Origin of the sequence: Promicromonospora sp. NPDC050262, from assembly GCF_040655935.1 — a bacterium.
GTDB lineage: Bacteria > Actinomycetota > Actinomycetes > Actinomycetales > Cellulomonadaceae > Promicromonospora.
This window is the reverse complement of record NZ_JBFAKX010000005.1, coordinates 1-21000: the sequence shown is the minus strand read 5'-3', so window position 1 is coordinate 21000 and position 21000 is coordinate 1. Positions and strand designations below refer to the sequence as shown.

Here is a 21000-nt window from a genome sequence, read left to right as displayed (position 1 = left end):
ATGACGCCATGACGCACAAGGCCGTGCCCCGGAAGATCGACGCCCACCACCACCTCTGGGTCCGCTCGCGGACGCCGCAGCCCTGGATCGACCCCGGCACGATGGGCGCCATCGACGCCGACTTCACGCCGGACGACCTGGACCGCGCGCTGGCGGGCCAGGGCGTGACGGGGACGGTCGTGGTGCAGTCCGTGCCGGTCGAGACCGAGACGACGGACCTCCTGGACCTCGCGGCGCGCACCCCGGTGGTCCTGGGCGTGGTCGGCTGGGTGGACCTCGCCGACCCCGGCGTCGCGGACGCCGTCGCGCGGCTGCGGTCGGGTCCCGGGGGAGCGCACCTGGTCGGCGTCCGGTCGATGGTCCAGGCGGAGCAGGACCCCGGGTACCTCGACCGCGCAGACCTGCGGCGGGGCCTGCGGACCGTGGCCGGGGAGGGCCTGGCCGTCGACCTGGTGACCCGGCACGAGCAGCTCCCCGCCGTCGCCCGCCTGGTGCGTGAGGAGCCCGAGGTGTCGTTCGTGCTGGACCACCTGGGCAAACCGCCGCTCGCCGGCGACGACCCCACCACCGCGGGCGACCTCGCGGACTGGGCCGCGGCGATCGACGCCATCGCCGCAGCGCCGAACGTGACGGCCAAGCTCTCGGGCCTGGTCACCGAGGCGTCGTGGGACCACTGGTCGACCGAGGGCTTGCGGCCCGCCGTCGACCATGCGGTCGAGGCCTTCGGGCCCGGGAGGCTGATGTTCGGCTCCGACTGGCCCGTCAGCCTCCTGGCCACCCGCTACGACCGGTGGGTCGACACGCTGACGGACCTCCTGGCCGGGCTGTCGCCCACCGAGCAGGACGCGATCTGGCACGGCACGGCGCGGCGCGCGTACGGCCTGCCCGCACCAACCATCGAAGAGGAGCAAGGATGAAGCTCGCCCGGATCGGAACCCCCGGCCAGGAGCGTCCCGTGGTGCACGACGGCGAGGTCTGGCACGACCTGAGCCCGCTGACGGCCGACATCGACGGGGCGTTCCTCGCGGCCGACGGCGTCGCGCGCGCCCGCGCGGCGCTCGCGGCGGGGACGCTGGAGCCGGTGGACGTCGAGGGCGTGCGGTTCGGCGCCCCGGTCGCGCGGCCGTCGGCGGTCGTCTGCGTGGGCATGAACTACGCCGCGCACGCCGCGGAGTCGGGCTCCGCCCCGCCGGAGCGTCCGGTGATCTTCCTCAAGACGCCGAACACCGTGGCCGGGCCGGACGACGTCGTCACCATTCCCCGGGGCAGCCGCAAGACGGACTGGGAGGTGGAGCTCGCGGTGGTGATCGGCCGCCGCGCCAGCTACCTCGACTCGCCCGAGGAGGCCCGCGACGTGATCGCCGGCTACACCGTGGCCAACGACCTGTCCGAGCGGGCGTGGCAGATCGAGGAGTCCGGCGGCCAGTGGTCCAAGGGCAAGAACGCCCCGGGATTCACGCCGCTGGGCCCGTGGCTGGTCACGCCCGACGAGGCCGACGCGACGGACGGCGCGGACGGTGCCTTCGGGGCCGGGCTGCGCCTGCGGTCCTGGGTCAACGGCGAGCCGCGCCAGGACTCGACCACGTCGGACCTGATCTTCGGCGTGGACGTGCTGGTGCACACCCTCAGCCAGTACCTCGCGCTCGAACCGGGCGACGTGCTCCTGACGGGCACACCCGAGGGCGTGGCGCTGTCGGGCCGGTTCCCGTACCTCGCCCCGGGCGACGTCGTGGAGGTCGAGATCGACGGGCTGGGCCGCCAGCGGCAGGAGTACGTGGCGTGGGCGCGCTCCACGGAGGACGCCCGTTCCACGGGGAACGCCGGGGTGGCGGAGAACGCCGAGGTGCGCGCATGACCGCCTTCGACGGCCTCGTCGCCGTCGTCACGGGCGGGTCCTCCGGGATCGGCGCCGCGATCGTGCGCCGGCTGCGTGCGGGCGGCGCACGGGTGGCGGTCTTCGACGTGGACCCGGACGCGGCCGACGCCGACCTCGCCCTGCCGGTCGACGTGACCGACGCCGCCTCGGTCGAGGCCGCCGTGGCCGCCGTCGAGGCGCAGCTCGGCCGGCTCGACGTGCTCGTGAACAACGCGGGCATCGGCGCGCAGGGCACCGTGGCCGACAACCCGGACGAGGAGTGGCTGCGGGTGCTCGACCTGAACGTCGTCGGCATCGCCCGCACCACGCGGGCCGCGCTGCCGCTGCTGCGGCGCTCGCCCGCCGCCGCGATCGTCAACACGTGCTCCATCGCGGCGACCGCGGGCCTGCCCCAGCGCGCGCTGTACAGCGCCAGCAAGGGTGCGGTCCTGGCGCTGACGCAGGCCATGGCCGCGGACCACGTGCGCGAGGGCATCCGGGTCAACGCCGTGAACCCCGGGACGGTCGACACCCCCTGGGTGGGGCGGCTCCTGGCGAGCGCGGCCGACCCGGCGGGCGAGCGCGCCGCCCTGGAGGCCCGGCAGCCGCACGGCCGGCTGGTCTCCGCGGACGAGGTCGCCGAGGCGGTCGCCTACCTGGCGAGCCCCCTGGCGGCGTCGACCACGGGAACGACCATCGCGGTGGACGGCGGCATGCACGCGCTCCGCGTCCGCCCGGCGTCCTGATCTCGACGGCCGGGCGGGCGGTCCCGCCCGGCCCGGCCGCGGGTTAGCGTGCGGAGGTGAACACCATTACCTCCGACGTCGTCGTGGTCGGGCTCGGCGGGTTCGGCAGCGCCGCGCTGTGGCGCCTCGCGGAGCGCGGCGTCTCCGTGGCCGGCATCGACCGCTTCGACGTGGGCCACAACCTCGGCTCCTCGCACGGCGTGACCCGGCTGTTCCGGGTCGCCTGCATGGAGCACCCCGGGCTCGCCGCGGTGGCGCGCCGGTCGCTCGCGCTGTGGACCGAGCTGGGGGAGCGGTACGGCGAGTCCTACGTGGAGCAGACCGGCTGCCTGAACGTGGGCGGCCCGGCCTCGCGGGTGGTCCAGGGCACGACGGCGGCGGCCGCCGCGGCCGGCGTCGAGCTGGACCACCTGTCGCACGACGAGCTGGTGCGCCGGTACCCGCAGTACGCCGGGTACGACGAGGAGACCGTCGGGGTGTTCGACCCCGAGGGCGGCCTGTGCTTTCCCGAGCGCAACGTCCGGGCGCAGGTCCGGGCGGCCGTCGAGGCGGGCGCCCAGGTGTACCCCGGCACGCGCGTGACGGCGGTGGAGCTCGTGGACGGCGGCGTGCGCGTGACCACGCCGACCGCCGTGTTCGAGGCCGGGCAGGCCGTGGTGGCCGCCGGGGCTTGGAACGCGAAGCTCCTGCCCGGCCTGCCGCTGCGGCCGCGCCGCACGCCGCTGTTCTGGTTCGCGCCCCGGACGGGCGCCGACCAGGCGTTCGACCTGTCGGCCTTCCCCTCGTTCATCTACGAGCTCGCCGACGGGCGCGGCCTCTGGGGGCACGGCAGCGGCGACGGCTTCCACATCAAGATCGGGCTGAGCGACCACGGCCACGACGACACCGACCCCGACGAGCTGGACCGCTACATCCACCCGCGCACCGACGTCGACCGCCTGGCCGAGACCGTGGCGGCCGCGTTCCCGCAGGTGGACCCGGTCCCGGTCAAGGCGATCCCCTGCATGATCACCAACTCGCCGGACGAGCAGTTCCTCGTGGGCCGGCCCGGCGGCGACCCGCGCCTGGTGATGGCGGGCGGCGACAGCGGGCACGGGTTCAAGCACGTCGCGGGCGTGGGCGAGCTGCTGGCGCAGATCGCGGTCGGGGAGCCCACCTACGGCGACGTGAGCTTCATGAACCCGGACCGGTTCGCGTGAAGAATGGCACCGAGCACCCCCTGACATGCGGAAAGATGCGCGCATGAGGTTCGAGTATTTCGCAGCCCCGGACGACGAGACGGCTGCCCTGACGATCGACGGCGGCGAGATCGACGGAGCCGTGGCATCCCACGTGGTCGATCCCGCTTCCGTGCTGGGCCAGCTGGAGCGGCTGCTCGGTGGTCCCACCGGCGACGACGGCCTGCGCAGCGCGCAGCTCGTCGCCGAGAGCCCGGACGGCGCCCGGCTGCTGATCCGGCTGTCCAACCATCTGGTCACGCTGTTCGGCATGGTGCGACCCACCACGCTGGACGACGTCGTCAAGCACTGGTCGCTCTCGCGGCGGTTCCGCCGCGCCGAGCCCGAGGACCTGCACGCCTTCGCCGCCGGCCTGCACGAGCTGTGCAAGGGCACCGGCAAGCGGGTCTACTGCCGCGCGACGGCCGACGAGAGCGAGCTGGCCGCCGCCCTGGCCCCGGCCGCGGCGGTCCCGGCGGGCGGGGAGGGCGCGGACCCGGCCGAGCCCAAGCCCCTGCCTCGGCGGCGCTGATACGGGGTTTTACCTACTGACAGGTTAGTAAGTGGATCGGTAGGGTGAGGTGCCGCCGCGACGATGCGGCGCCAGACCCTGCCGGAGGCTGCCATGTCCCCTGTTCGGAAGGTGGTCGGCGCACTGAGCGCCGTCCTGCTCGCTGGCCTGCTGGGGGTGGTCGCGTCCCCCGGCGCGGTCGCCGCCTCCACCGGCACCATCGTCGGTTCGGGCAGCGGCCGGTGCCTCGACGTGACCGACGGGTCCACGGCGAACGGCAACCGGCCCCAGGTCTGGGACTGCACGGCGAACAACGCCAACCAGTCCTGGACCTTCGCCGACGACGGCTCCGTCCGCGGGCGCGGCAAGTGCCTCGACGTCGCGGACGGTTCGACGGCGAACGGCGCCGTCGTCCACCTGTGGGACTGCTACGCCTCCCTGGCGAGCCAGAAGTGGACCCTGACCGGGGCCGGCGACCTGGTGAACCAGGCCGCGAACAAGTGCCTGGACGTCACGGGCGGCGCCACGGCCAACGGGACCAAGGTGCAGCTCTGGACCTGCACCGGCGCCGCCAACCAGAAGTGGACGCACAACGGAGGCTCGGTGCCGCAGCCCAACCCCGACCCGGTCCTGCCGGACCCGGCCAACCCGGACCTCGGCCCGAACGTGGCGGTCTTCGACACCTCCATGTCCGACTCCGCGGTCCAGGCCAAGCTCAACAGCGTCTTCGACGCCCAGGAGACCAACCAGTTCGGACCCCAGCGCCAGGCGCTCCTGTTCTACCCGGGCTCCTACGACGTCGACGCGAACGTCGGCTTCTTCACGCAGGTGGCGGGCCTCGGCCTGGTGCCCGACGACGTGAACATCAACGGCCACGTGCACGTCGAGGCCGACTGGTGGCCGGACGGCTCGCAGAACGCCACGCAGAACTTCTGGCGCTCCGCCGAGGGCCTGTCCGTGACGCCCGCCGACGGCAACGACCGCTGGTCGGTGTCCCAGGCGGCGCCCTACCGGCGCATGCACCTGCGCGGCGGGCTCGCCCTGTCCGACGGCGGCTGGTCGTCCGGCGGCTTCATCGCCGACTCGAAGATCGACGGTCAGATCAACTCCGGCACCCAGCAGCAGTTCCTCACCCGGAACTCCGCCATGGGCAGCTGGACCGGGTCGAACTGGAACCAGGTGTTCGTGGGCAGCACGGGGACGCCGTCGAACAGCTTCCCCAACCCGCCCTACACGACCATCGCGACCACCCCGAAGGTCGCCGAGAAGCCGTACCTCTACGTCGACGACAACGGCTCCTACCGGGTCTTCGTCCCGGCCGTCCGGTCCGGCTCCACCGGGACGACCTGGGCCAACGGCGACCCCGCCGGCCGGTCCCTGCCGATCGGCGACTTCCATGTGGTGCGGCCGGGCGACACCGCCGCCAGCATGAACACGGCGCTCGCCGCCGGCAAGCACCTGCTGGTCACGCCGGGCACCTACCAGATCAACCAGACGCTCCAGGTCAACCGTGCGGACACGGTGGTGCTGGGGCTGGGCCTCGCCACGTTCGTCCCGCAGGGCGGCATCGACGCCATGCGCGTGGCCGACGTCGACGGCGTGCGCCTGGCCGGGATCATGTTCGACGCCGGGACCGGCGGCTCGAACGTGCTGCTGCAGGTGGGCCCGGCCGGCTCGTCGGCCGACCACGCGGCCAACCCGACGGTGCTGTCCGACGTGTTCATCCGGGTGGGCGGCTCGGTCGCCGGCAAGGCCGTGGTGAGCATGGAGGTCAACAGTGACGACGTGATCGGCGACCACGCCTGGATCTGGCGGGCCGACCACGGCAACAACGGGACGGTGGGCTGGAACATCAACACCGGCCGTAACGGCCTGATCGTCAACGGCGACGACGTGACCATGTACGGCCTGTTCGTCGAGCACTACCAGCAGTACCAGACCATCTGGAACGGCGAGCGCGGGCGCACGTACTTCTACCAGAACGAGATGCCGTACGACCCGCCGAACCAGGCCGCGTACATGAACGGCTCCACGGAGGGCTGGGCGGCGTACAAGGTCGGCGACGCCGTGACCGACCACCAGGCCTGGGGGCTGGGCAGCTACGCGTTCTTCAACGTCAACCCGGCGGTGGCGAACGCGCGGGCCTTCGAGGTGCCCGTCCGGTCGGGCGTGCGCTTCCACAACATGGTCACCGTGTCGCTGGGCGGCGTGGGCACGATCCGGCGCGTCATCAACAACACGGGGGAGACGGTGAACTCGTCGCGTCAGGTGACGTACCTGACGACGGGGCCGTGACCGGGGGCTGCTGACCCTCCCCTTCGAGGCCCGGGTTTCTTCGCTTTGAGCAGGCTCAAAGCGAAGAAACCCGGGCCTCGAACGTGTCTGGGGCGGGCGTGTCGGCGGAGTGGCCGCGGGCGTAGCAAGGATTGGACTTGCTAGTCCAATTTATGGGGCTCACAGTGGACCGCACAGTCCAGTCGAGGAGAGAAGCCCCATGTCCAGCAGCACCAGCACCAGCACCGAGCGTGAGGCGCGCAACGACGCCCTCGTGCGCGAGTTCGTCGACGCCTTCGCGAAGAAGGACGCCGCCCTGCTCGGGTCCTACTTCGCCGACGACATCGTCTTCGAGAACTACGGCGACCCCGAGGTCCGCGGCCGGGCCGACCTCGTCGCGATGTGGGCGGGCGTGTTCCGCACCTTCGTCGGCGTCCGGTTCGAGACCCTCCACCAGGCCGTCGACGGCGACGTCGTGATCGCCGAGCAGGTGCACGGCCTCGGTCTCGCCGGCAAGCCCCTCGCCCCGATCAGGAACCTCGCGGTCTACGAGATCCGCGACGGGAAGATCGCCGCCTGGCGTGACTGCACCAACCCGCTGGAGGCCAAGCGCCTCCTGGGTCTCTGAGCCGGCGCGCGGAAGGAAAGAGCCATGAGAGACCTGGAGACCCTGAACGCGATCGAGGACATCCGCCGCCTCGAGGCGCGCTACGCCCGCTACGCCGACGAGAAGCGCTGGCAGGACCTGGCCGGGCTGTTCGCCGAGGACGGCTGGTTCCGCTCCCTCGACGTCGACGGCAAGGAGATCGTCAGCATGACGGGTCCCGCCGACATCGCGGAGCAGCTCGGCTCGCGCAACTCCGGCGACGTGCAGCCGCTGCACCAGCTGCTCACCCACGAGATCGACCTGGAGACCCCGGACACCGCCTCGGCGGTCTGGGCGATGGCCGATCTCATCTTCCGGGGTGACAGCGCGATCCCCGAGCCCGCACCCGGGGACACCCTGCCGCCGTTCCGCACCATGCGCGGCTGGGGTCACTACCACGTCACCTACCGCAGGGTCGCCGGCGAGTGGCGCATCGCCACCCGCACCCAGACCCGCACCCGGCTGGAGTTCGCATGACGAGCGCGCCGGTACCCGACCCCCGAAGGAGCACCACCATGCCCGCCACCGAGAACACCGACCTGGAGCGCCACCGGTTCACCGTCGCGATCCCCCAGGAGGCGATCGACGACCTCAAGGACCGCCTGCGCAACACGCGCTGGCCCGCCGACATCGACGAGTCCGACGCCTACTACGGCACCAGCCAGGCCTACATGAAGGAGCTCGTGGCCTACTGGCTGGACGAGTTCGACTGGCGGGCGGCCGAGCGCGCGCTGAACGAGGCGAACCAGTACCGGGTCACGGTCGACGGCACGCCGATCCACTTCGTGAAGGAGGCGGGCAAGGGGCCGGCGCCGATCCCGTTGATCATGAGCCACGGCTGGCCGTGGAGCTACCGCGAGTGGTCCAAGGTGATCGGGCCGCTGACCGACCCCGCCGCGCACGGCGGCGATCCGGCCGACGCGTTCGACGTCATCGTGCCGTCGCTGGCGGGCTTCGGTTTCTCGACGCCGACCGGCCGCCCGGACATGAACTTCTGGAAGATGGCCGAGCTCTGGCACGCGCTCATGACCGACCACCTCGGCTACGAGCGGTACGCCGCCGCCGGAGCGGACTACGGTGCCCTGGTCACGAGCCAGCTCGGCCACAAGTACGCGAAGGACCTGTACGGCATCTGGCTGGGCCACGCCATCCACCTCGACCTCTTCCAGGGCGAGCGGCCGTGGGACCTGACCGGCGGCGCGATGGTGCCGCCCGGGGCGTCCGACGAGGTCCGGGACGGCGTGCTCGCCTTCCAGGACCGGTACGCGTCGCACGTGGCCGTGCACATCCTCGACAACCAGAACCTCGCCTACGGGCTCGCCGACTCGCCGGTGGGGATGCTCGCCTGGATCCTGCGCCGGTGGACCAAGTGGAGCGAGTCGCACGGCGACGTCGAGAGCGTCTTCCCGCGGGAGCACCTGATCACCAACGCCACGATCTGGTGGGTCACCCGCTCCATCACCAGCTCGATCCGTTCGTACGTCAACGCGAACCGCTACCCGTGGACGCCGGCGCACGACCGCACCCCGATCATCGAGGCGCCCACCGGGCTCACGTTCCTCGGCAACGAGAACCCGCCCGGCGTGAGCACCGAGCAGCGGGTCCAGTTCTTCCTCGACGACCCCGCCCAGAAGCCCTGGTACAACCCGACCTACCTCAAGGCGCACGAGCACGGCGGGCACTTCACGCCGTGGGAGAACCCCGAGGCGGTCGTCGAGGACATCCGCGCGACCTTCCGTCCGCTCCGCTGAGCACTGGACCGTGGCGTCCAGTCCCGCGCCGTCGTGGCTAGCCTGAGGAGATGAGCATGCGGATGACGGCGCGGGGCGCCGCGACCAGGCTGCGGCTGGTGTCGGGCGCCGCCCTGCTGATGCGCGAGCAGGGCGCGGCGGAGACCAACCTGGACCAGGTGCTGCGGGCGACAGCCACGAGCAAGAGCCAGCTCTTCCACTACTTCCCGGACGGCCGGTCGGGCCTGCTCGTGGCGGTGTCGGCCTACGAGGCGGAGCAGGTCATGGAGGCGCAGCGCCCGTACGTCGACGACCTGTCGACGCCGGAGAGCTGGCGGGCCTGGCGCCGGGCCGTGCTGCGGCACTACGCCGAGCTCGGCGAACGGTGTCCCCTCGGGGCGCTCACCTCCGAGCTCGGCAGCTCGTCGCCCGAGGCCCGCCAGATCGTCAGCGACCTCTACGATCGGTGGGAGGGCGCGCTGATCGCCGGCGTCCAGGCGCTGATCGTCCACGGGACGGCCCGGTCCGACCTGCCCGTGCGCGACACGGCCCGCAGCATCCTCACCGCCGTCCAGGGCGGTGTGGTGATGTTGCGGGCCACGGGGCGCCTGTCCTACCTGGAGACCACGCTCGACACGACGCTGGAGCCGCTGCTCGGCACGCCGTGACGGCACGCGGTCAGCGCTGGGCCGCCGGGCGCACGATGATCTCGTTCACGTCGACGTCGGCGGGCTGGTCCAGGGCGAACGAGATCGCGCGGGCGATCGCGTCCGCCGGGATCAGGTTGCGGCGGAACGACTTCATGTAGGTCTGCGCGTCCGGGTCGGAGATGTGCTCGGCGAGCTCGCTCTCGACCGTCCCCGGCGTGATGGTGGAGACCCGGATGCTCGGGTCGGACTCCATGCGCAGCCCCTCGGTGATGGCCCAGGCCGCGAACTTCGTCGCCGAGTACACCGCCGACGTCGGGTACACCTCGTGCGCGCCGATCGAGGCGACCGTCACGACGTGCCCGCCGCCCTGCCGGCGGAAGTGGGGCAGCACCGCGGCGATGCCGTGCAGCAGGCCGCGGACGTTGACGTCGATCATCTGGTCCCACTCGTCGACCAGGAGGGCGTCGAGCCGGGACAGCGGCATGATCCCGGCGTTGTTCACGATGACGTCGATCCGGCCGTGGTCCCGGACCACGGCGTCGACCGCGGTTCGGACGGCGTCGGCGTCGGTCACGTCGAGGCTCAGGGTGGCGGCCCGGCCGCCGTCGGCCCGGATCCTCTCCGCGACGGCGTCGAGGCGTTCCGTGCGCCGGGCGGCGAGGACGACGTCGTGACCCTCGGCCGCGAGGCGGACGGCCGTGGCCTCGCCGATGCCGCTGCTGGCGCCGGTGACGAGGACGACCTTGGGGTTGCTCGTTGATGTGGTCATGGCTCCAGGCTCGTTCGCCGTCCAGCGGCCCGGAAGGACGCCGTCCTCCTGGGTGCAGCGCACCCTGGATGGACGACGGCGGCCGTCGTACCGTCGGGGCATGACCTCCTCCCCGCTCGGCGACTACCTGCGCGGCCGGCGCGACCGGCTGACCCCGGAGGCGCTGGGGCTGCCCGTCTACGGCCGCCGCCGCGTCGTCGGCCTGCGCCGCGAGGAGGTGGCCATGCTCACCGGCGTGAGCGTGGACTACTACGTGCGGCTGGAGCAGGGCCGCGAGGTGAGCCCGTCGCCGCAGGTGCTCGACTCGCTCGGGGAGGTGCTGCGCCTGGACGACGACGGCCGGCAGCACCTGTACCGTCTCGCCGGGCTCAGCCCTCGGCCGACGCCGCCCGCGCCGGTCGAGGAGGTGGATCCCGCGCTGCTGGAGCTGATGCTCTCCTGGACCGGGAGCCCGGCGCTCGTGTTCGGGCGGGCCTTCGACGTGCTGGCCGCGAACCCGCTGGGCGAGGCGCTCTTCGGCGGCTTCCCGTTCTCGCGGAACCTGACGCGCACCGTGTTCCTCGACCTGGGCGCGCGCACCCTCTACCCGGACTGGCACCTGGTCGCGGAGAACGCGGTGGCGGGTCTCCGGCTCGCGGACGGGCTCATGCCGGGTGATCCCCGGATCCGGGCCGTGGTGGACGAGCTGCGCGTGAAGAGCCCGGACTTCGTGGAACTGTGGGGGCGGAACGACGCGCGGGGCAAGCGGCTGGACTCCAAGCGGTTCCGGCACCCCGAGGTGGGGCCGTTGGAGCTGCGGGTGCACGTGTTCGAGGTGCGGGGCGCGCCGGGGCAGGAGCTGGTGGTGTATCACGCGCACGCGGGGTCGCCGTCGGCGGAGGGACTGGCGTTGCTGGGGACGCTGGCGGCGACGCGGCGGATCGGCTGACGCCGTCGGCGTCTTCTATCCTTGACCCGTGGCAGACCGGATCCCTACGGGAGTACCCACCCGACCAGGGCCGAGGCCCAGGGTCGTCATCCCGTATCCCCGCCTCTCGCCGGGACTGCGCAGCTACTTCGCGACCGAGGGCGGGGGCGCGACGCTGCTGCTCGCGGCGTCGGCCGTCGCGCTGGTGTGGGCGAACGTGGCGGGCGGCTCGTACGAGGCCGTGTGGGACACGCCGATCAACCTCACGGTCGGCACGTGGGAGCTGCACCTCTCGCTGCACCACTGGGTCAACGACTTCCTCATGGCCGTGTTCTTCCTCGTGGTCGGCGTCGAGGTCAACCGCGAGCTGACGGTGGGCGAGCTGCGCAGCTTCCGCGCCGCGTCGGTGCCGCTGTTCGGGGCCATCGGCGGGCTGGCCGTGCCGATCGGCATCTACCTGCTGATCAACCCGTCCGGGCCGGACGCCGCCGGCTGGGGCCTGCCGATGTCCACGGACACGGCGTTCGTCATCGGCGTGCTGGCGCTGGTGGGGCCACGCTGCCCGGACCAGCTCCGCATCTTCCTGCTCACCCTGGCGATCTTCGACGACATCGGCGCGATCGCCCTGCTCGGCATCTTCTACTCCGACGCGCTCATGATGGGCGCGCTCGTGCTCGCGGCGGTCCTGGCCGTCGTCCTGTTCGCGATGCGCTGGATCGGCATCTGGCAGATCGCGCCGTACCTGATCGTGGGCGCCGTCCTGTGGGTGGTCGTCCTGGAGTCGGGGCTGCACCCCACGCTCGCGGGTGTGGTCGTGGGCCTCGCCGTGCCCACGGCGCGGCACGGCAACGACGACGAGGCGCGCCTCCACTTCGGCTTCTACGGTCGCGCGCTCATGGAGGAGCTGGACCCCGCCCGGTCACGGCTCGCCGTCCGCGCCGCGCAGTCCGCCGTGCCGACCAGCGACCGCCTGCTCGACGCGCTGCACCCGCTGAGCTCGTACGTCGTGGTACCGGTGTTCGGCCTGGCCAACGCCGGCGTCATGCTCTCCGGCGAGTCCATCGACGCGGCGATGTCCAGTCCCGTCACGCTCGGCGTGCTGGTCGGACTGGTGCTCGGCAAGGGGATAGGTGTGTTCCTCGGCGCGATGATCGCGCTCGTGACGGGACTGGGCACGCTCCCGGGCCGGGTGCGTTACGGGCATCTCGCCGGGGGCGCGTTCCTGTGCGGTATCGGCTTCACCATCGCGCTGTTCGTCAGCGAGCTCGCCTTCGACGACGAGGCCCTGATCAACGAGGCCAAGGTGGGCATCCTCGTGGGGTCGATCCTGTCGGGCGTCATCGGCGCCGTGATCCTGCGGTACTTCGGCGACCGGCTGCCGCTGTGCTCGCCCCACGAGGCCTCCGGCCCGCCGCCGCTGCCCGAGGGGGCGTGGCGCCCGCCGGCGTGAGCCGTCAGGGCACCGTCGGCCTCGGGTGGTGCCCCGGCCCTTGTGCCGGGGTGGCGTCGCCGCCGCCGGCCGGTGCTCTCTCCGCCGCGGCCGCCTCTTCGCGGGCCAGGAAGGTGCCGAGCTCGCCGATGGTGCTCATCAGCGGCGCAGGGAACACGACCGTGGTGTTCCTGTCGACGCCGAGCTCGACCAACGTCTGCAGGTTGCGCAGCTGCAAGGCCAGCGGATGCACCATCATGATGTCGGAGGCGTCGCCCAGCCTCGAGGCGGCGAGCTGCTCGCCCTCGGCGTTGATGATCTTCGCGCGCTTCTCCCGCTCGGCCTCGGCCTGACGCGCCATGGCGCGTTTCATGGTCTCGGGCAGCTGGATGTCCCTGAGCTCGACCAACGTGATCTGGAGGCCCCACTCGGTGGTCGTGCGATCAAGGATCAGACGGATGGCGTCGTTGATCCGGTCGGTCTCCGCCAGGATCTCGTCCAGCGCGTGCTGCCCGACGACGTTCCGCAGTGTGGTCTGGGCGATCTGGTTGATGGCCGCGGTGACGTTCTCGATCTCGATCACGGACCTCACGGCGTCGACCACCCGGAAGTAGGCGACGGCGGCCACGTCGACGCTGACGTTGTCCTTGGTGATGATGCCCTGGGACTGGATCGGCATCGTGACGATCCGCAAGGAGATCCGGTGCAGCACGTCGACCACCGGGATGATGACTCGAAGGCCCGGCTCGCGGGTGCCCTTGAGCCGGCCGAACCGGAAGAGCACACCCTTCTCGTACTGCTTGACGATCTTGACGGCCATCGCGAGGCCGATCAGGACGAGAGCAAGGATCAGGATCAGGATCCAGGCCGAGGTGCTCATCGGAACGCTCCGCGGGGTCCGCGCAAGGAGCTGTCAGCTGGCGGGCCGGCGATCGACGTCTTCATGACGCCTACCTCTCAAGAAGGTTCAGGACCAGTCCCAGGCCGAGGCGTCCCGGACTCGTCCACGTCTCACGATACTCCGGCGACGACGCGGTGCGGCCGGCGGTGGTGGCTCCGGCCAGGTGCGCTACGGGCACCTCGTGGGGCTGATGATCGGTAGGTTCGTCCGCGGGTCAGCCGGCGAGGAAGGCGGTCAGCGCGTCCAGGTGGTCCTGGACCGGGCCTGCCGTCAGGACGCCGCTGCCCGCCGCGATCTCCCCGGCGGCCGGGGCCAGGGCCGCGCGGGCGCGCTCGGCCATCCGGCGGTCGCCCACCGCGACGGCGGCGCGCCCGGCCAGGACCCAGAGGACCTCGGCCAGGAGGCCCGGCGGCGGGTCCGGGATCCGGCGCACGGCCTGGGCGGCCGCCGCGATCGCCGCCGCGTCGCCGTGGGCACCGCGGGCCAGCAGCAGGTGCGGGCGGGCCCAGGGCTCGTAGGGGCCCCAGTCGGTGTCGTCCAGGGTCGGTACGGCCCCGGTCTCCCTGGGGGACGCCGGGCCACCGTCCGCCGGGAGCTCGTGCCAGACCCGCAGCGCGAGGATCGCCAGCGGCAGCAGGCCCTCGGTGAGCCCCGGCATGCCCGCGTCGTCGAGCGTCGCGGCGGCCGCACGGTATCCGCGCTCGACGCCGGCACGGGCCGCCGGATCCTTCCCGTCCGGCGCGCCCGAGGCCGCCGCCCGCAGCGCCCCGAACCATGCGGTGAACACGCCCACCAGCGGGCGCTCGTGCCGCAACCCGAGCGCACCGGCGTCGTCCGCGTGCCGCTGCGCGTCGGACCACCGTCCGAGGGCGGACAGGGCCTGCACCCGCACCAGGTGCCCCAGGATCTCGAACGTCGCCAGCCCGTGCCGGGCGGCGAGCGACACCAGCTCGGCGCCGGTCGCGTCGCGCTCCAGGGCCAGGCCCGTGTGCTCGAACCGGGTCAGGTACCGCCCGGCCAGTGCGAACGCGAGGACCGCCGGGTCGCCGGACCGTCGGGCGAGCGCCTCGGCCTGGTGCGCCGCCTGCGGGCCGCGGGCCCCGGCCAGGCCCCGTGACTCGACGGCCACCGTCGCCAGGAGCTTGGCCCGGACGGCGCCGGGCGTGTCGTCGGGCAGCGCGGCGAGCGTCCGCTCGGCGGCGGCGACCACCTGGGCGGCCAGGCCGGCGTCGTCGGACCGGGTCCAGGCACCCGGCACGTCGAACGCGCCGATCACGCGCGCCGTGAGGTCCGGGTCGCCGAGCTGCTCCGCGGCGCCGACGGCGGCCACGCGCTGCGTGCGGGCGGCGGTCAGGCCATCGCCGCCGGTCATCGCGAGCGTGCGCAGCAGCGTCGTCGTCGACTCCAGCCGGGCGCGGGCCCCGGCGGCCACCACGCGCTCGTACGCGGACGTCGTGTCCCGCCAGACGTCGTCGGCGCCCGGCGTGCCACCTGCGCCCGGGTCGTGCCGCAGCACCTGCGCCTCCAGCTCCGCGAGCCGCGGCCCCGGGTCCATGCCGAGCTCGCCGGTCAGCATGGCGCGGGCCCGGCGGAGCACCTCCAGCGCGTCGGCCTGCCGGCCCGACCGGTACAGTGCCAGCGCGAGCAGCCGCCAGCCCTCCTCGCGCCAGGGGTGCTCGATCACGTGCGCGTCCAGGTCGGGCACGACGTCGGCGGCCTCGCCGAGGTTGGTGCGCGCCTCGGCGACGCGCTCGACCGCGACCAGCCGGAGCTCGGCGAGGCGGCCCCGCTCGGCCACGGCCCAGGGCTGCTCCAGGCCCGCGTACGCCGCGCCGCGCCAGGTGCCCAGCGCCCGGTCCAGCGCGGCGCGGGCCGCGGCGGGCGCCTGGTCCCGCGCGCCCGAGACCGCCGCCTCGAACGCCCAGGCGTCCACGTCGACGTGGCGCAGCGCGTACCCCGGGCCGTCGGTGACGAGCACCCGCGCCGGGGTGCGGGCCGCACGCCCGGGCTCGATCGCCCGGCGCAGGGCCGCGACGAAGGTGCGCAGCGCCACGAGCGCGCCCTGCGGCGGCTCGTCCCAGAGGTCCTCGACCAGCCGGCCGGCGGTTACCACCCGGCCCCGGGCTGCCACCAGGCGCGCGAGCACCGCCCGCTGACGCGGGCCGCCGAGCGCCGCCTCGGCGTCGTCGGCCCAGGCCGTGACCGGGCCGAGCACGCCCACCCGGACCGGCGCCGTCGCCGCGGCGGGCCCACCTGATCGGTCACTCATCGGCTGCTCATCCACGTGGCGGAGATTGGGGGCATGACAACGACAATCCCTGAGTTCGAGTACCAGCGCGTCGCCGTGGGCGACGTCCACCTCAACGTAGCGGTCGGCGGCGCCGGCAGCCCAGTGGTGCTGCTGCACGGGTTTCCGCAGACGCACCTCATGTGGCGGCACGTCGCGGCGGACCTCGCTCGCGAGCACACCGTGATCGTCCCCGACCTGCGTGGTTACGGGGCCAGCGACAAGCCGGCCGAGCACGACCGCGACACCTACTCCAAGCGGACCATGGCGCAGGACGTGGTGGGGCTGGCCCAGGCTCTCGGGCACGAGACGTTCGCACTGGCCGGCCACGACCGCGGCGCCCTGGTCGCGATCCGTGCGGGACTGGACCACCCCGACCGTGTGACGCACCTGGCGATCCTGGACGTGCTGCCCACCCTCGACATGTGGGGCGTGCTGCACGGCGCCGACGCGGCCGTCGCCTTCCACCTCTACCTAATGGCGCAGCCCCCGGGCCTGCCCGAGCGCATGATCGAGGCCTCCGCCGACGAGTTCTTCGGGTTCTTCCTCGACGCCTGGGGCACGAGCGCCGAGGCGATCCCGGCCGACGTCCGGGCCGAGTACCTGCGGGCCTCGCGCGAGGCCGTCCCGTCGATCGTGGCGGACTACCGGGCGTCGGCGGGCATCGACGTCGAGCACGACCGGGCCGACCAGGCGGCCGGCCGCCGCCTGACCATGCCGGTCACGGTGGTCCAGCAGGACTGGGGCAGCGCGCTCGGCTACGACGCGGCGGGGCTGTGGTCCGCCTGGGCCGCCGACCTCGACCACCGCACCCTGGACGCCGGACACTTCATGGCCGAGCAGTCGCCGGCCGAGGTGGTCGCCCTCCTGCGTGGACTCCTGAAGCGGTAGGGCCTACCGGCCCCACCGCGAGGTGCGCTTGCGCGACAGCCCCATCGTGTCGCGCAGGTCGGTCACGGTGACGTCGCCCAGGTAGGGCTCGTCGTTGATGAACAGCGTGGGCGTGCCGTGCACGCCGGCGTCGATCCCGTCCTGGTAGTCCGTGCGGACGGCGTCGGAGAACTTCTGGGCGGGATCGCCCACCAGGGTGCTGGTGTCCAGCCCGAGCTGGTCGCCGTACCGGACGATCGACGCGTCGTCCAGGCTGTCCTGGTTCTTGAAGAGCAGGCCGGCCATCGGCCAGAACGCGCCCTGGTGGCCGGCGGCCTCGGCCGCCAGGGCCGCCGTCAGCGCGTACGGGTGCGGCTCGAACAGCGGGAAGTGGCGCCAGACCAGGCGCACCTGGCCGTCCGAGTTCTTGATGAGCTCGTGCAGCACGGGCTTGGCCGCGCCGCAGTACGGGCACTCGAAGTCGCCGAACTCCACGATCGTGAACGGCGCCTCCGGGTTGCCGTAGGCCCAGCGGAACGCGAAGTCGGCGTCGTGGGGGGCGATCTGCGCGGCGTGGGGCGTGGCCTCCCGCGCGCTGCCGTCGGACTCGTCGATCGTCATGGTGTCATCCTTTCACCGGCGGGGGCCGGTCGCGGCGTCGAGCAGGGTCTCGGCGGCCGCCCGCGCGTGGTGCGCGGCCTCCGGGGTCCCCGCGATGGCGGCGGTGGTCTGCGCGCCCTCGGCCAGGATGGCGAGCTGCGGGGCCAGGGCGGCCGGCGCCCCGGCGTCGGCCACGAGGCGGGCGACGTACTCGCCGAAGGTGCGCTTCTGCTCGCGGACGGCGTCCGCGACGGCGGTCGACGACGCCCCCAGCTCGCCGTGGGTGTTGATGAACGCGCAGCCGCGGAAGTCCGGCTCGCGGAACCACGCGTCGAGGAAGTCGAAGATCGCCAGGATGCGCTCGCGGGCCGTCGTCGCCGGCTCGGACGCCGTGGCGAGCCCGCTGTCCCAGACCTGCGTGCGGTGGCGCAGCACGGCGACGATCAGCTCGTCCTTCGAGGCGAAGAGCGAGTAGATCCGCTTGAGGGACACGCCCGCCGCCGTCCGCACCGCGTCCATGCCCACGGCCTGGACGCCGCGCGCGTAGAACAGCTCGTCCGCGGCCCGGACGACGTCCTCGCGTGCCGTCTTCTCGTCGATCATGCGATCTCACCCCGTCTTGTGTCCCGCACGAGTTGCGCGGAGAACGTTCGTTCTCTACTGTAACGGATGTGGGCGGAGAACGAACGTTCTCCGCTGGGTCGAGAAGGAGACGGATCATGGGTTTCATCACGGTCGGCACCGAGAACAGCACAACCACGGAGCTCTACTACGAGGACCACGGCTCGGGTCAGCCCGTCGTGCTCATCCACGGCTACCCGCTGGACGGCAACAGCTGGGAGCGTCAGTCGCGTGAGCTGATCGCCGCCGGCTACCGCGTCATCACCTACGACCGCCGAGGCTTCGGAAAGTCGACCAAGGTCGGCACCGGGTACGACTACGACACGTTCGCCGCCGACCTGGACGCCGTGCTGACCACCCTCGACCTGCGCGACGTCATCCTGGTCGGCTTCTCGATGGGTACCGGCGAGCTGGCCCGCTACGTCAAGAACCACGGCCACGAGCGGGTCGCCAAGCTCGCGTTCCTCGCCTCGCTCGAGCCGTTCCTCGTGGCGGCCGACGACAACCCGGACGGCGTGCCGCAGTCCGTCTTCGACGGCATCGCGGAGGCGGCCCGCTCGGACCGCTTCGCCTGGTTCACCGACTTCTACAAGGACTTCTACAACCTGGACGAGAACCTCGGCTCGCGGATCAGCCCGGAGGTCGTCACGGCCAGCTGGAACACTGCCACGGGCAGCGCCCCGGTCGCGGCGTACGCGGTGGTCCCGACCTGGATCGAGGACTTCCGGGCCGACGTCGCCGCCGTCCGCGCCGCAGGCAAGCCGTCCCTGATCCTGCACGGGACCAAGGACAACATCCTGCCGATCGACGCCACCGGCCGCCGGTTCCACGACGCGTTCCCGGAGGCGGAGTACGTCGAGATCGAGGGCGCGCCGCACGGCCTGCTCTGGACGCACGCGGCCGAGGTCAACGAGGTGCTCCTCCGCTTCGTGCAGGCCTGATCCCTTGCCACAGGCCCCCGGCGTCCCGCCGGGGGCCCGTGGTCTCAGCGGGGGAGCGGGCCCGTGTAGTCGGCGCGGGAGCGCTCGACGTCGGCCATGTGCGCGTCGCCCCACTCGCCCAGTGCGGCGAAGACGGCCTGCAGGCTGCTGCCCAGCTCCGTGATCTCGTACTCCACCCGCGGTGGCACCTCCGCGTAGATCCTGCGCTGCACCAGGCCGTCCCGTTCGAGCTGGCGCAGGCGCTGGGTCAGCACCTTCGGCGTCACTCCGATGCGCCGCTCCAGCTCGACGAAGCGCTGGGTCCCGTGCGCCTGCAGCACCCACAGGATGGGCGTGGTCCACCGGCTGAACACCAGGTCGACGACCGGCGAGATGGGGCACGCGGTGGCCGGGTCGTCGTCGGGCTGCGGGCACCAGGTGCTCGTGCCTGGCTTCGTGGCGGGCGTCGCGTTCGGCATGGCAGGCTCCAATACTTTCCTGAGGGAACCTACTGTACTGACGCTCGTAACGTCGGTGGCACGGCGGCCTCGGAGGCCGTCCGGCCCTGGTTCAGGGCCGTGTCCTACCGACAAGGAGCACCCATGATCGTCGTCACCGGAGCCACCGGGAACATCGGCCGTCCGCTGGTCGCCGAGCTCGTCCGACGGGGCCATGACGTCACCGCCGTCTCCCGCGCGGGTTCCGCCCCGTTCGACAGCCCGTTGGTTCGCGGGGTGAGCGCCGACCTGGCCGAACCGGAGGGCCTGCGCGCCGCCGTCGACGGCGCGGACGCCCTGTTCCTGCTGGTACCGGGCTCGGGCGGGCACCTGGACACCGAGCGGATCATCGGCATCGCCGCCGAGGCCGGCGTGCGGCGGCTCGTCCTGCTGTCCTCGCTGGGTGCCGTCACCCGGGCCGGGTCGGCCTCGCACGGTCCGCTCGCCGAGCTGGAGAAGCGGGTGCAGGGCTCGGGTCTGGAGTGGACGCTGCTGCGGCCCGCCGACTTCGCCAGCAACGCGCTCGCCTGGGTCCCGACGGTCCGGTCGGAGCGCGCCGTCCACGCGCCGTTCGGCGACGTCGCGCTGCCCGCCGTCGACCCGCTGGACATCGCCGAGGTCGCGGCCGCCGCCCTGGCTGAAGACGGGCATGCGGGCCGCGCCTATGTGCTGACGGGTCCCGCGGCCGTCTCGCCGCGCGAGCGGACCGAGGTGCTCGCGCGGGCGCTCGGTGTGCCGATCGCCTTCGTCGAGCAGACCCGGGACGAGGCGCGTGCCGACATGCTCGCGTACATGCCGGAGCCGGTCGTCGACGGCACGCTCGGGATCCTGGGTGAGCCGACGCCGCAGGAGCAGCAGGTCAGCCTCGACATCGAGAAGGTGCTGGGGCGGCCGGCGCGCACGTTCGGGGACTGGGTGCGTCGGAACGTGGCGGCCTTCGGGGGCTGATCTGAGGTTCGCGGGCACAGACACGGGGCGAGCACGGGGCGCATCGGCCGGGCTGTTCACCCTTCCTGCAGGTGGTCCGTTTGTCGGATGAGCCCGTTGGTGCCGGTGCCGGTCCTCCTGGCGGAGCGGCCTCCCGGTCGGATTGGCCGAGCATGTCACGGGTCCTCCTGGCCGGATCCTGATCCGGATCTGGTCAGAACGTCGGTTCCGCTGGGAGTGAGGGTGTGCGTGGGCCGTGCGGTTGGCTGCTCCTGGGAGTCGGTGGGGACGCGGAGCTCGCGGCCGAGCCCGGGGTCGGGTGCTGTCCGAGGAGATGCCGGATGTCGTCGGTGAGGCTGGTGATGTCATTGCTGACGTGGCCCACCTGGGTGGGTGGTCGGGTGTGGGTGTGGCCGGTGGGTGCGGTCCAGGTCGTGTTCCCGGTGTCGGGGTGGCGGGTGACGTTCCAGCCGCCGTGTGTCTTGGCGAGGTGGTGGGCGCGGCACAGGGGTTGGAGGTTGGTGGCGCGGGTTTGTCCGGGTGCGTCTGGTGGTTGTGTGGTGGGGTCGAGCGTGTGGTCGTAGGGGTGGATGTGGTCGAGGTCTGCCCATTGGGCGGGTCGGTCGCACTGGGGGAAGCAGCA

Annotated in this window: 21 protein-coding genes; 15 read left to right on the top strand and 6 right to left on the bottom strand. The window is 72.7% G+C overall.

The window, feature by feature from the left end; all coding sequences use genetic code 11:
- The first annotated feature begins 8 nt into the window (after window positions 1–8).
- From AB0I29_RS09395 to AB0I29_RS09350, 10 genes are all read left to right on the top strand, one after another.
- Window positions 9–917, top strand: coding sequence for an amidohydrolase family protein (locus AB0I29_RS09395; RefSeq protein WP_357480773.1), 909 nt, complete (start codon window positions 9–11; stop codon window positions 915–917).
- Window positions 914–1855, top strand: coding sequence for a fumarylacetoacetate hydrolase family protein (locus AB0I29_RS09390; protein WP_357480770.1), 942 nt, complete (start codon window positions 914–916; stop codon window positions 1853–1855). Before AB0I29_RS09395 ends, AB0I29_RS09390 begins: the two co-directional genes overlap by 4 nt.
- A complete protein-coding gene (locus AB0I29_RS09385) occupies window positions 1852–2601 on the top strand; it encodes an SDR family oxidoreductase (protein ID WP_357480767.1) in 750 nt (249 codons plus the stop codon). Before AB0I29_RS09390 ends, AB0I29_RS09385 begins: the two co-directional genes overlap by 4 nt.
- 56 nt (window positions 2602–2657) lie before the next feature.
- Window positions 2658–3800 (top strand): N-methyl-L-tryptophan oxidase, encoded by a 1143-nt coding sequence (gene solA, locus AB0I29_RS09380; RefSeq protein ID WP_357480764.1) that lies wholly within the window; start codon window positions 2658–2660, stop codon window positions 3798–3800.
- 43 nt (window positions 3801–3843) lie between these two features.
- Window positions 3844–4350: a hypothetical protein gene (locus AB0I29_RS09375; RefSeq protein ID WP_285103419.1), complete on the top strand. Its 507-nt coding sequence runs from the start codon at window positions 3844–3846 to the stop codon at window positions 4348–4350.
- A gap of 93 nt (window positions 4351–4443) precedes the next feature.
- On the top strand, window positions 4444–6624 hold the full coding sequence (locus tag AB0I29_RS09370; protein WP_285103421.1) for an RICIN domain-containing protein: 2181 nt from the start codon (window positions 4444–4446) through the stop codon (window positions 6622–6624).
- A 199-nt stretch (window positions 6625–6823) separates the two neighbouring features.
- Window positions 6824–7231, top strand: coding sequence for a nuclear transport factor 2 family protein (locus AB0I29_RS09365; protein WP_357480760.1), 408 nt, complete (start codon window positions 6824–6826; stop codon window positions 7229–7231).
- Window positions 7232–7255: 24 nt separating this feature from the next.
- Window positions 7256–7726, top strand: a complete 471-nt coding sequence (locus AB0I29_RS09360; RefSeq protein ID WP_357480757.1) for a nuclear transport factor 2 family protein — start codon at window positions 7256–7258, stop codon at window positions 7724–7726.
- 38 nt (window positions 7727–7764) lie between these two features.
- Complete coding sequence (locus tag AB0I29_RS09355; protein WP_357480754.1) at window positions 7765–9000, top strand: epoxide hydrolase family protein; 1236 nt, start codon at window positions 7765–7767, stop codon at window positions 8998–9000.
- Between the two features lie 50 nt (window positions 9001–9050).
- On the top strand, window positions 9051–9647 hold the full coding sequence (locus tag AB0I29_RS09350; protein ID WP_357480751.1) for a TetR/AcrR family transcriptional regulator: 597 nt from the start codon (window positions 9051–9053) through the stop codon (window positions 9645–9647).
- A gap of 10 nt (window positions 9648–9657) precedes the next feature.
- Here AB0I29_RS09350 and AB0I29_RS09345 read toward each other — a convergent pair whose 3' ends face one another.
- Window positions 9658–10398, bottom strand: coding sequence for an SDR family oxidoreductase (locus AB0I29_RS09345; protein WP_357480748.1), 741 nt, complete (start codon window positions 10396–10398; stop codon window positions 9658–9660).
- A 100-nt stretch (window positions 10399–10498) separates the two neighbouring features.
- On the opposite strand from AB0I29_RS09345, the gene AB0I29_RS09340 reads away from it, so the two are divergent.
- Together AB0I29_RS09340 and nhaA are read left to right on the top strand one after the other, a co-directional pair.
- Window positions 10499–11326 carry a helix-turn-helix transcriptional regulator gene (locus AB0I29_RS09340; protein ID WP_357480745.1) on the top strand — a complete coding sequence of 276 codons (828 nt, stop codon included), beginning with the start codon at window positions 10499–10501 and terminating at the stop codon, window positions 11324–11326.
- A 28-nt stretch (window positions 11327–11354) separates the two neighbouring features.
- Window positions 11355–12755, top strand: coding sequence for a Na+/H+ antiporter NhaA (nhaA, locus tag AB0I29_RS09335; protein ID WP_285103434.1), 1401 nt, complete (start codon window positions 11355–11357; stop codon window positions 12753–12755).
- A gap of 4 nt (window positions 12756–12759) precedes the next feature.
- Here nhaA and AB0I29_RS09330 read toward each other — a convergent pair whose 3' ends face one another.
- Complete coding sequence (locus tag AB0I29_RS09330) at window positions 12760–13614, bottom strand: slipin family protein (protein ID WP_285103436.1); 855 nt, start codon at window positions 13612–13614, stop codon at window positions 12760–12762.
- 235 nt (window positions 13615–13849) lie between these two features.
- On the bottom strand, window positions 13850–15904 hold the full coding sequence (locus AB0I29_RS09325) for a BTAD domain-containing putative transcriptional regulator (RefSeq protein WP_357480740.1): 2055 nt from the start codon (window positions 15902–15904) through the stop codon (window positions 13850–13852).
- A gap of 33 nt (window positions 15905–15937) precedes the next feature.
- Here AB0I29_RS09325 and AB0I29_RS09320 point away from each other — a divergent pair, with 33 nt between their 5' ends.
- Window positions 15938–16813, top strand: coding sequence for an alpha/beta hydrolase (locus AB0I29_RS09320; RefSeq protein WP_357480737.1), 876 nt, complete (start codon window positions 15938–15940; stop codon window positions 16811–16813).
- Between the two features lie 3 nt (window positions 16814–16816).
- On the opposite strand, the gene AB0I29_RS09315 is transcribed toward AB0I29_RS09320, so the two are convergent.
- Both AB0I29_RS09315 and AB0I29_RS09310 read right to left on the bottom strand, forming a co-directional pair.
- Window positions 16817–17413: a DsbA family protein gene (locus tag AB0I29_RS09315; protein ID WP_357480734.1), complete on the bottom strand. Its 597-nt coding sequence runs from the start codon at window positions 17411–17413 to the stop codon at window positions 16817–16819.
- Window positions 17414–17425: 12 nt separating this feature from the next.
- On the bottom strand, window positions 17426–17995 hold the full coding sequence (locus tag AB0I29_RS09310) for a TetR/AcrR family transcriptional regulator (RefSeq protein ID WP_285103443.1): 570 nt from the start codon (window positions 17993–17995) through the stop codon (window positions 17426–17428).
- A gap of 116 nt (window positions 17996–18111) precedes the next feature.
- On the opposite strand from AB0I29_RS09310, the gene AB0I29_RS09305 reads away from it, so the two are divergent.
- Window positions 18112–18954 carry an alpha/beta hydrolase gene (locus AB0I29_RS09305; protein ID WP_357480730.1) on the top strand — a complete coding sequence of 281 codons (843 nt, stop codon included), beginning with the start codon at window positions 18112–18114 and terminating at the stop codon, window positions 18952–18954.
- Between the two features lie 44 nt (window positions 18955–18998).
- On the opposite strand, the gene AB0I29_RS09300 is transcribed toward AB0I29_RS09305, so the two are convergent.
- Window positions 18999–19412, bottom strand: coding sequence for a helix-turn-helix domain-containing protein (locus AB0I29_RS09300; RefSeq protein WP_357480728.1), 414 nt, complete (start codon window positions 19410–19412; stop codon window positions 18999–19001).
- A gap of 123 nt (window positions 19413–19535) precedes the next feature.
- Between AB0I29_RS09300 and AB0I29_RS09295 the strand changes: the two genes are divergently transcribed.
- Window positions 19536–20378: an NAD(P)H-binding protein gene (locus AB0I29_RS09295; protein WP_357480725.1), complete on the top strand. Its 843-nt coding sequence runs from the start codon at window positions 19536–19538 to the stop codon at window positions 20376–20378.
- Window positions 20379–21000: the final 622 nt, after the last annotated feature.

What these genes read in the sequence shown, in the direction of transcription:
- AB0I29_RS09370 (WP_285103421.1), top strand. Translation starts at nt 4,444, where the DNA reads ATGTCCCCTGTTCGGAAGGTGGTCGGCGCACTGAGCGCCGTCCTGCTC.
- AB0I29_RS09390 (WP_357480770.1), top strand. Translation starts at nt 914, where the DNA reads ATGAAGCTCGCCCGGATCGGAACCCCCGGCCAGGAGCGTCCCGTGGTG.
- AB0I29_RS09385 (WP_357480767.1), top strand. Translation starts at nt 1,852, where the DNA reads ATGACCGCCTTCGACGGCCTCGTCGCCGTCGTCACGGGCGGGTCCTCC.
- AB0I29_RS09320 (WP_357480737.1), top strand. Translation starts at nt 15,938, where the DNA reads ATGACAACGACAATCCCTGAGTTCGAGTACCAGCGCGTCGCCGTGGGC.
- AB0I29_RS09300 (WP_357480728.1), bottom strand. Translation starts at nt 19,412, where the DNA reads ATGCCGAACGCGACGCCCGCCACGAAGCCAGGCACGAGCACCTGGTGC.
- AB0I29_RS09330 (WP_285103436.1), bottom strand. Translation starts at nt 13,614, where the DNA reads ATGAGCACCTCGGCCTGGATCCTGATCCTGATCCTTGCTCTCGTCCTG.
- AB0I29_RS09360 (WP_357480757.1), top strand. Translation starts at nt 7,256, where the DNA reads ATGAGAGACCTGGAGACCCTGAACGCGATCGAGGACATCCGCCGCCTC.
- AB0I29_RS09365 (WP_357480760.1), top strand. Translation starts at nt 6,824, where the DNA reads ATGTCCAGCAGCACCAGCACCAGCACCGAGCGTGAGGCGCGCAACGAC.
- AB0I29_RS09325 (WP_357480740.1), bottom strand. Translation starts at nt 15,904, where the DNA reads ATGAGTGACCGATCAGGTGGGCCCGCCGCGGCGACGGCGCCGGTCCGG.
- AB0I29_RS09345 (WP_357480748.1), bottom strand. Translation starts at nt 10,398, where the DNA reads ATGACCACATCAACGAGCAACCCCAAGGTCGTCCTCGTCACCGGCGCC.
- AB0I29_RS09310 (WP_285103443.1), bottom strand. Translation starts at nt 17,995, where the DNA reads ATGATCGACGAGAAGACGGCACGCGAGGACGTCGTCCGGGCCGCGGAC.
- AB0I29_RS09305 (WP_357480730.1), top strand. Translation starts at nt 18,112, where the DNA reads ATGGGTTTCATCACGGTCGGCACCGAGAACAGCACAACCACGGAGCTC.
- AB0I29_RS09375 (WP_285103419.1), top strand. Translation starts at nt 3,844, where the DNA reads ATGAGGTTCGAGTATTTCGCAGCCCCGGACGACGAGACGGCTGCCCTG.
- AB0I29_RS09355 (WP_357480754.1), top strand. Translation starts at nt 7,765, where the DNA reads ATGCCCGCCACCGAGAACACCGACCTGGAGCGCCACCGGTTCACCGTC.
- AB0I29_RS09350 (WP_357480751.1), top strand. Translation starts at nt 9,051, where the DNA reads ATGAGCATGCGGATGACGGCGCGGGGCGCCGCGACCAGGCTGCGGCTG.
- AB0I29_RS09395 (WP_357480773.1), top strand. Translation starts at nt 9, where the DNA reads ATGACGCACAAGGCCGTGCCCCGGAAGATCGACGCCCACCACCACCTC.
- AB0I29_RS09340 (WP_357480745.1), top strand. Translation starts at nt 10,499, where the DNA reads ATGACCTCCTCCCCGCTCGGCGACTACCTGCGCGGCCGGCGCGACCGG.
- AB0I29_RS09295 (WP_357480725.1), top strand. Translation starts at nt 19,536, where the DNA reads ATGATCGTCGTCACCGGAGCCACCGGGAACATCGGCCGTCCGCTGGTC.
- AB0I29_RS09315 (WP_357480734.1), bottom strand. Translation starts at nt 17,413, where the DNA reads ATGACGATCGACGAGTCCGACGGCAGCGCGCGGGAGGCCACGCCCCAC.